Genomic DNA, 10,471 nt, shown 5'->3' on the forward strand with positions numbered 1-10,471 from the left:
CGACCTATACCTGCGCGAAGGCGTCTGATTTCGGCGGTGGGCGACCTGTCCGGCGGCCGTGTGCCGCCAGACAACGGCCGGGGTCGGCGGCTATCCCCTTCCTCCCGGTCTACTCATCGGCCGCGTCTGGGTCACGCAGGGGCCCTCCTCCATGCCGTCCAGGTAGCGCTGGTAGAGCTGCCCGGAGCGGCCGTGGAAGATCTTCCGGACGAACGCGTGGCGGCCCTCCTGGAGGTTGGCCTGGCTCTTGATCTGCCGGCGGTAGCCGGGCTCGTCGGCCAGGCGCAGGATGTGCAGGGACTTGGCGATCCGCCCGTAGTGGGCGATCGCGTCGCCGAGCGGGGTCGGGCGCCCGTCCCGTGACAGCATCCGGACCGGTATGGATGGAGCCGATGATGCGGAGGATGTCCTTCCACTGGCGTTCGATCCGGGCAAGGTCGACCCGGCCACGGGCGGCGTCGGTGAAGGCGCCGTAGTCGGCGGTGCGGTCGATGCGCCACAACTTCTGGTCCGGCAGGTCCGCGAGCTGCGGCGCGTACGCGAACCCGGCCGGAGTCAGCAGGCCGAGACGATGTCGCTGTACGAGGCGGTGTCCGTGACGATCGTCTCCGGGCGCTTGCCGCCGTCACGGTCGTAGAGGACGTCCAGCACGTACAGGGAGTCGCGCGGGGTCCCGGCCACCACCCTCCCGCCCGGCCCCGCCGCCTGGTCGTTGATCATGTTCAGCCAGGTGGCGCCGCCCCGGCGCCCGAAGTACTTGGGGTTGGGCCGGGCATAGACCGAGGGGACGGGGACGACGAACCGCATGCCGTCGACCGAGGCGACCAGCCCGCCGCCCCACGCCTGCGCGAGGCCGATGGACGCCTGGTGCTCGATGAGCGTGGCGTTCGCGGCCCGGTACGTGGCCAGCCGCAGATACGTCTGGTCGACGTGGGACAACGTGCCGTACTTCAGCGCGTCCGCGGAGCCGATGACGGGCGTGTAGCCGACGTTGCAACTGTGCGCGACCAGCAGCGCGGCGACCGTCACGTGCAGGTCCCGCAGCCGGGCGTCGCCGCCGGTGATCGAGGTGAACGCCTGGTCGGCGCCGGTCCACGAGAACACTTCCAGCAGCACCTCCGGCAGGTCGACGCGGGGCATCATCGCCTCCACCGCCTTCCGCAGGTCCAGGAGGGAGGCGGGTTCGAGCTCCGGTTCCAGGGCGGCGAAGTGCAGACGGCCGTCGTCGTCGAAGGTGATCCGGGAGTTCGCCGGCACCCGTCCGGCGACCTCCCGGTACGTGCCGTCCAGCAGCGCGGCCCGCGCCGCCAGGTGCTCACCCACCTCGCCGGGCAGATTCAGGGAGGCCAGCACGGCCGGGCGGACCTGCTCCCACGCCTGGCCGTCCAGCAGCTTCGCGCGCGGGTCGCTCCCACTTCGAGGAGTTCTTCGCGAAGACCTCCCGTCGGCGCAGCATCCGGTGGAAGGACTCCAGCACGCAGAACACGTACGCCTTCCAGTCCACCGTGCCCGGCTCCAGGTGCGGCGCGCCCAGTACGAGGCGCCGCCACGAGCCAACCAGGAGGGACGTGTCGATCTCGTCGGGTCCGACCTTCTTGCGCCCCATCAGGTCCGGCAGTGACTTCAGTGCCTTGAGGGCTGTGCCTGCCTTGCTGCCGGGGTGCCGGGGTGCCGCCACCGCTTTCCACAGGCTCGCCCGCTGCTACGAGCGGCGCACCACCGTCATCGACGCATTCTTCGACCTCGCCGACACGATCATCACCGTCCGTAGCCTGATCCTGCAGGCATGGACCACCCACCGCTGGGAGGAACGCCTCCGACGCCGAGCATGACCTGCCGCCTGTCCGCGCGGACTCTGAAGACCATCGTCAGGCCGCCCGCGCGGAAAGATGGGTATCGGTGGAGGATCAGCACTCCAAGCGATCTTGATGCCGGCCGGAGGGGTGTGTCAGTGCGCCTCCGTGAGTGCCTGCTCGTAGGCTGCCTGAAGGAGTTCGGAGGCCCGGGGGTGGTTGGGGTTCGGGCGGGGAATACCCAGGTGCACCTCGCGGAGTTCGTCCATGAGGTCCTCCCAGAGATGCGGGCCGCCGTCCTCCAAGAGGCGAGCGCGGACGCTGAGTTCGGGTGTGGTCGGGCGGTGCCGCATTCCCCAGGAGCCGAGCGCGACCATGATGGGGACTGTCTGGATGCCCGCTTCTGTGAGGCTGTAGGTCGCTCGACGTCCTCGTTCGACCTGCTCCTGCGTGAGGAGACCGCCGGCGACGAGGGCCTTGAGACGGCTGCTGAGGATGTTCGACGCGATCCCCTCCTCGGAGTGGCTGAGCAACTCGCGGAAGTGTCGGCGCCCGCCGAACATCATGTCGCGCAGGACGATGAGGCTCCACTGGTCCCCGAGTGCCTCCACCGCCGCGTTGACCGCGCATCCGGACCGCGGTTTGTCTCGCATGCCCACCTCCAGTGATTGCATTCTGCCATCACCGAGTCTAGGCTCGCCCAAGGCTAGTGATTGTAGTTCGCAATCACATCGCTTCGAGGGCAGGGGTCCGTGCAATGTCCCGCGTGAGGGTCCACAACTTCTCCATCTCTATCGACGGATTCGCCACTGGTGAAGGGCAGAGTCTCGACGCCCCGTTCGGTCACGCCGGCACGCGGCTCCATGAGTGGTTCTTCCCGACCAGGACCTTCCACCAGATGCTGGGCAAGCCGGATGGGAGTACTGGGGTGGATGACGCCATCGCCGGCACCTGGGATGTCGGCATCGGAGCGGAGATCATGGGCCGCAACAAGTTCGGCCCCCAGCGCGGGCCATGGGAGAACGACGACTGGAACGGCTGGTGGGGGCCCAACCCGCCCTTCCACACCCCGGTGTTCGTCCTGACCCACCACCCCCGCCCCTCGGTGGAGATGGAGGGCGGCACCACATTCCACTTCATCGACGCCACGCCGCAGGAGGCACTCCGTCAGGCGCGCGAGGCCGCAGGCGACCTGGACGTGAGGATCGGTGGCGGGCCGACCACGATCCGCGAGTTCCTCGTCGAAGACCTCATCGATCATCTGCACATCGCCGTCGTCCCGATCGTTCTGGGCCGTGGCGAGCGCCTGTGGGACGGACTCGAAGGACTCGAGAAGCGCTTCCAGGCCGAGTCCGTGACAACCCCCAGCGGCGTCACGCACATGACCTTCACCCGGCCGTAGCGACCGCCCGCGCAGGGGGCAATCGACCTCGGTCTCCCACCCCGCACGCTCCGAAGGCCGACAGGACGAACATCACTTCCAAGGGCGGCACCACGTTCGCCGTCGACACGACCGGCCAGGGCGCGCCGCTGATCCTGATCGGCAGCGCCTTCAACGACCGCGCGAAGCCGGCCGCGACACCGGCGCCGCTCACGCAAGCGGCTTGAGCACATCAGCGCCCAAGGACATCAAGGGGCGCAGGTTCTGTGCGGGCCGCCATTGCCGTCTCGTCGGGCAGGCGACGCTCGTACAGTCGGCAGGCAGTCCTCCTCAATGTGGCTGTGGGTGGGTTGGAGGGCGATCACGGCGGCATCGTCGGCCAGGCGGCCGCCGACGTAAGCGAGGAGGTCGGCCCGCAGGCAGTGGAGCAGTGCTGAAGGGCTCTCGTGCGCCCAGTCGGCGGCGCGCTCGGCCAGCGGGTAGAAGACGCCCCGGGCGTCGCGGGCCTCCGTCACCCCGTCGGTGTGCAGCAGCAGCACATCGTTCGGCTCCAGAGTGAAGGTGTCGACGTGGTAGTCGGGGCGGCTCAGCTCGCCCAGGCCCAGCGGAGGGGCGGGGCGAGTGACAGGCAGTACGGTGACCTGGCCGTCGCGCAGCAGCAGGGGTGGCGGGTGCCCGCACGTGACCATCTGCGCCAGGGCAGCCGTGTCGGGAATGTCGATGACGGCAGCGGTGATGAAGCACTCCCCGGCCGTCTCCGCTTCGGCGGGTTCGGCCAGGTTCCAGCACACGCTGTGCTCCAGGTAGGCCATGAGGTCGGGCAGGGTGGCCTCGCGGTGCGCGGCCTCTCGGAAGGCGCCCAGCAGCAGGGCGGCGTCGCTGATCGCGGTCAGGCCCTTGCCCCGCGCATCGCCGATGATCAGCCGGGTGCCCGTGGGGGTGCGTACGGCGGAGTAGAGGTCGCCGCCGAGCAGGGCGTGTTCCTGCGCCGCCAGGTACATCGACGCCACACGCAGCGGGCCGATCCGATGTGGCAACGGCCGCAGTACTACCCGCTGCGTCGTCTCCGACACCGTCCGCACCAGCGCCAGCTCACGAGCGTGCCGCTCGCGCAGGTAGCGGAAGACGGTCACGATCACCGAGACCACCAGCAGGGCGATGATCTGCGACTCGAAATTCATCGTGTTCAGCAGGTTGTTGTCCAGGCCGATGACGAGGATGCCCACCACCGCGAGGGCGCCGATCGCTCCGGTGACGAGGGTGGAGGCGAAGGACGCGGCGAGCGCGGGTGCCACGATCAGCAGCGACGGCCCCATCGGCAACCTGTTGTTCGGGGTCAGCACGTCGGTCAGCACGATGACCACGATCAGGCCGAGCGGGAGCGCCAGCAGGGCGTTACTGGCCTGCTGCGGGCGACGATGGTGCGCAAACTGTTGCCGCAACCCCATAACTCTGGGTCTACACCCACCGGAGCAGCCCCGCAGGTCTGGAGTGGCGGGGCTGCCCAACTGCTCGAGGGCGGCTACCAGGGCGACGAAGAAGAGCGCCCGGCGGGGAAGCGGCGTCCATCTGGACCTGAGCCAAAAGAAGTCGCTACTGGGGGCGCGAGCCACCCCTTCACGCGCCCCCGACAGGTCGGAACTGGGGCCAAAAGAACTCGGAACTCTGGTCCCGAAACAAAACAAGTGCTTCAGAAGATCGCAGATCAGGCAGTCGGCGAATACCGGTCGATCTCCTCGCCGGTGATTGCCTCGACCAGCGCGCAGTACAGGACTTCGGCGACCGGCGGGGTCACCGCGTTGCCGAGCTGCCGCACCTGGTGCCGCTTCGAGCCCATGATCTTGCACTTCGCCTTGAAGGCCATCGCCCTCGCGATCTTCTTGGGCTGGAGCATCCGGAACAGCACGTCGTCGATCTTGAAGTCGCGGCGGACGAGGGCGTACCGGTCGCGGGTGGGCAGCGCACCGATCGGGTCGGTGACCGGCCTGGCCTGGCCGTTGCCGTAGTACGGGAGGAGCAGGTGGTCAGGCGCGGTGACCAGTCCGTGATGGTTGCCGCCCGCGGTGACCGAGTGGAGCGGCGTCCCGATGTGCCGTGCCTTCTCGTTGTCGCCGCCACCGCGCATGGGGATCACGAACGGCATGTACGTGAGGGCGGTCTCCAGACGGGCCGTCTGGGTGCCCAGCGGGTCCTCCAGCCTCATGGCCTTCTTCCCCTCGCGGCCCTCGCACGGGATCAGCGGCGGCGGGAAGACGATGCCGTCGGTCTCGACCGTCGTACGGGTCGACATCGGCAGGTCCAGGCCGACGGCCTTCTCCCACCAGGTTCCGCCGGCCGGGACGAGGAACGGACCGCCGGGCATCATCCCCTGCTGCGTCTCGTCGACGTCGTCGAACAGCGAACCCTGCCCGTCCGGTCGAATTGGACCTTCACGCCCCGGGCCGCGCTCCATTTGGGGCATTCCGGCGAGGCCCAGAAAAGATGGCAGAGCGGCCACTTCTCGACCGGGGCCCGGCGGATGTCGCCCTCCACAGGTCGCAGTTCGGGTTGTTCCAGGCGTGCGTGGCGAGGGCTACGTCCCAGTGGTTCGCGCCTCTGGTGACCTGGACGCCGGGGACCGAGCCCCCGCCCTGAGTGTCGCCGCCAGCGCCGCAGAACCGGCTCATATCGGTCAGGACGCTACGGGTGGGCTTCAGCACGCCTGCCGTTCCAGGGCCGCGGGCGGCTCGTTATCGAGCTGCGTCACGCCGCTTTCCGGTTGCAGATCCGCTACTGCACACTTCAGGACCGCAGTCATCGCGCGGAGCGCGCAGTTCAACTACTGCGCGCTCGAGAGGACTTTTGCAAACGGCGACCTGCGGAAACGTGATCACTCCAGGGGCTGTCGCAGAACTCTCTCAGATGGTCATTTGTGAGAGTTGCCGAGCGTGACGGCTGTGCCCGGTGTGGCCTGCGTCCGGGCTTGACCTTCGAGTCGGGTCGAAGGTTTACCGTCTGAGGCATGAGCACCTACAGGATCTCGCAGCTGGCCGCCCTGCCGCGCTGGAGCTGACCGTGCGCGCGCCCGAAGCCGCAGCGCCGCTGCTGGCCGATCTGTTCGGAGTGACCGCATGAGCCACCCCGCCCCTTCCTCTTCCCGCCGCCCGCGCCCGTGGGGGACGGTGGGCGCCGGCATGGCCGCCTGTGCGGTGTGCTGCGCGGGCCCGCTGTTGGCCCTGCTCGGAGGCATCGGCGCGGCCTCCGCGCTCGCCTCCCTCTGGATCCCCGCCCTCGCGGTCGTGGCGGTGGCCGCAGCCGTGGGCGCCTACGTGCTGCGCCGCCGACGCCGGGCCGCTGCCTGCAAGACGACGGCGGGCCCGGTCGACCTCGGCCTGCCCGCCGTCGGCACGGCCCGGGACGATCGCGTGCGCTGACCTGGGGCGAGAGGCCGCCCGTCGGCCTGTGAGGATGACGGAAGCGGCCCGCCACCAGGCGCGGGACGGTACAGAGGCAAGGGAGCAGTCGGGTGTCGCAGGAACCGTCAGGCCTGGTCGAGCGGATGGAACACCACCAGATCGCGGTGTACCTCGGCGCGATGGCGGCGGGCGCGCTGGTGGGCGGGGCGGCGCCGTCCGCCGGGCCGGGCCTGGAGCACGCCATCAACCCGGCGCTCGGCGCGCTTTTGTTCGTCACCTTCCTCCAGGTCCCGGCCGCCGAACTGCTCCGCTCCCTGCGCGACGGACGCTTCCTGTCCGCCGCACTGGTGGTGAACTTCGTGGTGGTGCCGCTCGTCGTCGCCGCGATGTTCGTCTTCCTGCCCGCCGACCAGGCGGTGCGGGTCGGTGTCCTGCTGGTGCTGCTGTGCCCGTGCGTGGACTACGTGATCGTCTTCTCCGGGCTGGCCGGCGGGTCCAGCCGCCGCCTGCTGGCGGCCACCCCGCTGCTGCTGGTCGTCCAGATGCTCCTACTGCCCGGGTTCCTGTACCTGTTCATGGGGTCGGAGCTGGCCGACATCGTTGAGGTCGGACCGTTCGTCGAGGCGTTCCTCGTCCTGATCGTCATCCCCCTCGCGCTGGCCTGGACCCTCCAGGCGTGGGCCGCCCGCCGCCCGGCCGGGCAGAAGGTGGCCGATGCCGCGACCATGACGATGGTCCCGCTGATGGCCGCCACCTTGTTCGTCGTGGTCGCCTCCCAGGTCCCCAAGCTCGGCGACAGCCTGGGGGACGTCGCGGCCGCCATCCCGTACTACGCGGCGTTCCTGATTGTGATGGCGTTCGCCGGGAAGGCCGTCGCCCGCCTGTTCCGCCTCGACGCCCCCGCTTCGCGGGCTGTCGTCTTCACCGGCGCGACCCGCAACTCCTTGGTCGTCCTGCCTCTGGCCCTGGCCCTGCCCGATGCCCTGTCGGTGGCCGCGGTCGTCGTGGTCGCCCAGACCCTCGTCGAGGTCCTCGGCATGGTCGCCTACGTCCGCCTCGTCCCCCGGCTCGTCTCCGCGGACCAAGCCTTGGCGACCCCGGTCGGTTCCTGAGCGCGGTCAGTCCTCCCCGCCGTCCTCGTCGTCGTCCAGCCCGGCCGCGTCCGGGTCGCGCAGGGGCCGCAGGCCGCCGCCGGCCGGGGTGGAGGCGGTGAAGCTGTAGCGGCCGAGCACGTGAACCCCATGACCCGATCGATCGTCACCAGAGCGGCCGTGTGCGCCGTCTCCAGCAGATGCCCGTACCGGTCGGAGATGGTCTTGATCGACTCGTGCCCCAGGCGCCGCTGCACGTAGGTCAAGCTGTGCCTGTCCGACAGCAGCGCCGCAACGTGCGAGTTTTTCCCACCGTTTTCCCAGCCACCCGTTTGAACTAGCCAAGATCTAGCGATACTTGCAGGTCAGGGTGCAGATACGCAGAAACGGCCGGAGCCCCCGCACAGTGGGCCCCTTGCGCCGCCCTGACCTGCGGCTTTCCTCTGACCTGCGTGAACTCTCAGCGTTTCGGCCCGCCCTGGCCCGCCCTGGCCCGTCTCAAGCCGTTTCAGCCCGCCCTCGTGCTCCCACGGGAGCACCACGAAAGCCGCCGGAGTGAAGTTCGCCCTAACCTGCGGGTACGGCCGCCAAGCTGACCGAAATGCCCCCAGCCAAGCACGAAGCCCCACCCCATCAGGGGTGGGGCTGATCGTGTACCCCCGGAGCCGACCGCGGGTACTGTTCTGTTGTCGAGTCAGAACAGGAGCCAGTATGCATGCTCTGCCGCACGACCACACGGGAACGCGCATCGCGCGCCTCCGTCGAGAGCGCCACCTGACACAGACGGCACTTGCTGAACTGGCAGGCGTGTCAGCCAGTCTCGTCACGAAGACCGAGCGGGGCGTACTCCCCCTCACTCCGCACGTTTCCGCGTGCTTCGCTCGGGCCCTGGGTGTGTCGGTAGCAACCATCGTTGGCCAGCCCTACGCGGACGAACTTCGGGCCGATGAACTAGACGTACTGATAAGGCCCATTCGCGAGGCTCTGGACGTCTACGACCTCGGCGTAGATCCGGAGATCAACGCACGAAGCATTGCTGATCTGAACACAGAAGCTGAGCGCTTGTGTGCCGCCGTTCGTGGCGGCGAAATCAAGATGGCCGCAAGTGAAGTCGCAGGCCTCATCCAGGAAGCGACGACCGCAGCGCATGCGGCGGGGGCGCACGAAGGGTGGCTCACGCTCGCGAGTCTCTACCGGACGTCGTACGACGTTGCTGCAAAGCTGGGGTTCCCTGACCTGGCCGCTCTGTCCCTTGCACGTCTGGACTGGGCTGCACAAATGGGTTCGGATGCGGTACTCGGTGGCATGTTCCACTACCTACGTGCCCTCACCTACCTGCGGGAGGGGCAGTACCGCACAGGCGACCGCCTCATCTCCATGGGGCTCTCGACTCTGCAACAAGCCGATGCAAGCCGTGAACGCCAGATCGTCACGGGGCAGCTCCATCTCGGGGCTGCGGTGATGGCTGGCCGCGCCCACGATGAGGACCGCGCCCAGGAGCACCTGTTGAGCGCCGAACTCCTCGCTGGCGAGACTGGCGAGGCTGTGAAGGTTCACTGGCTCGCGTACGGGCCGACGAACGTCAAGGTGCATCGGGTCGCGGTTCTCGCCGAGCTGGACAAGTACGGCGAAGCCGTCGAGGCGTCAGCCGACATCGCCATTCCTCGCGACTGGCCTAAGTCGCGCACGAGCCACCACTTCGCCGAGGTAGCCCGTGCCCAGATGTGGACGGGCAAGTTGGACGGGGCGTTCAGCAACCTGCTGATGGCGCGGAAGATCGCGCCACAGCAGGCGAAGTATCACCCGACCGTCAGGGAAACGTACGAGGGCCTGGAAGCTGCCCATCGCCAACTTCCTGACAGCTTCCTCTCCTACGGCTCCTGGCTCAGCTCCTCACGCTAAGTTGCCCTAAGTAAAGCCTTGGCCCCAACTGGCAGTAATTCACTGTCAGTTGGGGCCTTGTCGTGCCGCCACCATGTCGTCACTGGCCACTTCGACATGGAGCCGACCATGACGACTACACAGCAACCCGCGGCCCAGCACCGCCCCAGTCGAGGCGATGCTGTACCCGCCCGAGCACCATTACTCGCCGCTTCACCGGTCACTCAGGAGTGGTCGAGGACGTTTGATCTCTTACTGCCGGCTTCCCAGTTAGCTCGCCTGCACACGCGGACACGGCTGACGATGTTCAAGTGGGCCGGGAACATCGAAGGCGCGACAACCGTCGTAGGAATCCTCGTCCGCAACGCCGTGGACCATGCCGACCCGGGCCCGACTACAGAGAACCGGCAGGTGCGGCTCAAGCTCGCCGTCACTGGGGACCACGAGCTGACGATCGACGTACGTGACCCGATCCCGCAGTTCCGGGACTTCGAGCAAGCCGCAGCCGGCCAGGAGGGGCGTGGCCTCTGGACGCTCCGTCGGCTCGGCGGTGAACTGTCCTGGTTCCTGTGCCACGAACGCGTCGGCAAGACAGTGCGCGCACGTATGACACCGGGGCCGGTGCCAGCATGACGATCTCCCTCACCGCTCCGGTTCGGGATAGGCGCGTCGCCTCTCCTAGGGCCAGCGTCCCGAAGTGGACGCCTCCGCTCGACGATGACGGCTTGAGGCATGTCCTGGCGCGGATCACTGCGTGGTCTCCGCTCGACGTCGAGGCGATCTTCGACGACCTGGACATGACGATCGGGAACCAGCCGCCGCCCGAGGCCACCATCCCGGCGCTCGTCGAACGCTTGCGCAGCCATCTGAAAAGGCTCAGCGCAATCGCGGTAGCCGACCCCAGCTTCCCGCCCACCGATGAAATGGCGC

The 10,471-nt window shown here is 68.4% G+C and carries 8 protein-coding genes and 3 pseudogenes; 7 read left to right on the forward strand and 4 right to left on the reverse strand.

Translation table 11 applies throughout. The features are described from left to right. Positions 1 to 144: 144 nt before the first annotated feature. Positions 145 to 1,636 (reverse strand): annotated as a pseudogene (locus ACFU8Q_RS34200) (Tn3 family transposase); the annotation flags it as partial. Positions 1,637 to 1,679: 43 nt separating this feature from the next. On the opposite strand from ACFU8Q_RS34200, the pseudogene ACFU8Q_RS34205 reads away from it, so the two are divergent. After that, positions 1,680 to 1,832: pseudogene (locus ACFU8Q_RS34205) on the forward strand (IS5/IS1182 family transposase); the annotation flags it as partial. Positions 1,833 to 1,948: 116 nt separating this feature from the next. Here the strand turns inward: ACFU8Q_RS34205 and ACFU8Q_RS34210 are convergent. Further along, positions 1,949 to 2,446: a winged helix-turn-helix transcriptional regulator gene (locus ACFU8Q_RS34210; RefSeq protein WP_384461843.1), complete on the reverse strand. Its 498-nt coding sequence runs from the start codon at positions 2,444 to 2,446 to the stop codon at positions 1,949 to 1,951. 104 nt (positions 2,447 to 2,550) lie between these two features. Here ACFU8Q_RS34210 and ACFU8Q_RS34215 point away from each other — a divergent pair, with 104 nt between their 5' ends. Next, positions 2,551 to 3,195, forward strand: a complete 645-nt coding sequence (locus ACFU8Q_RS34215; protein WP_384461846.1) for a dihydrofolate reductase family protein — start codon at positions 2,551 to 2,553, stop codon at positions 3,193 to 3,195. A 227-nt stretch (positions 3,196 to 3,422) separates the two neighbouring features. Here ACFU8Q_RS34215 and ACFU8Q_RS34220 read toward each other — a convergent pair whose 3' ends face one another. Both ACFU8Q_RS34220 and ACFU8Q_RS34225 read right to left on the reverse strand, forming a co-directional pair. Next, positions 3,423 to 4,622, reverse strand: coding sequence for a PP2C family protein-serine/threonine phosphatase (locus ACFU8Q_RS34220; RefSeq protein ID WP_384461848.1), 1,200 nt, complete (start codon positions 4,620 to 4,622; stop codon positions 3,423 to 3,425). A gap of 257 nt (positions 4,623 to 4,879) precedes the next feature. Next, entirely contained in the window at positions 4,880 to 5,626 is a 747-nt protein-coding gene (locus ACFU8Q_RS34225) for a hypothetical protein (RefSeq protein ID WP_384461851.1), read from the reverse strand. 658 nt (positions 5,627 to 6,284) lie between these two features. Here ACFU8Q_RS34225 and ACFU8Q_RS34230 point away from each other — a divergent pair. The 5 genes and pseudogenes from ACFU8Q_RS34230 to ACFU8Q_RS34250 all read left to right on the forward strand — a co-directional run. Continuing rightward, the gene (locus tag ACFU8Q_RS34230) at positions 6,285 to 6,587 is read left to right on the forward strand and encodes a hypothetical protein (RefSeq protein WP_384461854.1); all 303 of its coding nucleotides are present in this window, start codon (positions 6,285 to 6,287) and stop codon (positions 6,585 to 6,587) included. Between the two features lie 92 nt (positions 6,588 to 6,679). Beyond that, entirely contained in the window at positions 6,680 to 7,681 is a 1,002-nt protein-coding gene (locus ACFU8Q_RS34235; RefSeq protein WP_384461856.1) for a bile acid:sodium symporter, read from the forward strand. A 690-nt stretch (positions 7,682 to 8,371) separates the two neighbouring features. Then, complete coding sequence (locus ACFU8Q_RS34240; protein ID WP_384461859.1) at positions 8,372 to 9,562, forward strand: helix-turn-helix domain-containing protein; 1,191 nt, start codon at positions 8,372 to 8,374, stop codon at positions 9,560 to 9,562. A gap of 282 nt (positions 9,563 to 9,844) precedes the next feature. Continuing rightward, positions 9,845 to 10,174 carry a hypothetical protein gene (locus ACFU8Q_RS34245; RefSeq protein ID WP_384461862.1) on the forward strand — a complete coding sequence of 110 codons (330 nt, stop codon included), beginning with the start codon at positions 9,845 to 9,847 and terminating at the stop codon, positions 10,172 to 10,174. Between the two features lie 92 nt (positions 10,175 to 10,266). Continuing rightward, a pseudogene (locus ACFU8Q_RS34250) lies at positions 10,267 to 10,471 on the forward strand (hypothetical protein); the annotation flags it as partial.

It is taken from the genome of Streptomyces sp. NPDC057543 (genome assembly GCF_042801895.1).
In the GTDB taxonomy this organism is placed as follows: domain Bacteria; phylum Actinomycetota; class Actinomycetes; order Streptomycetales; family Streptomycetaceae; genus Streptomyces.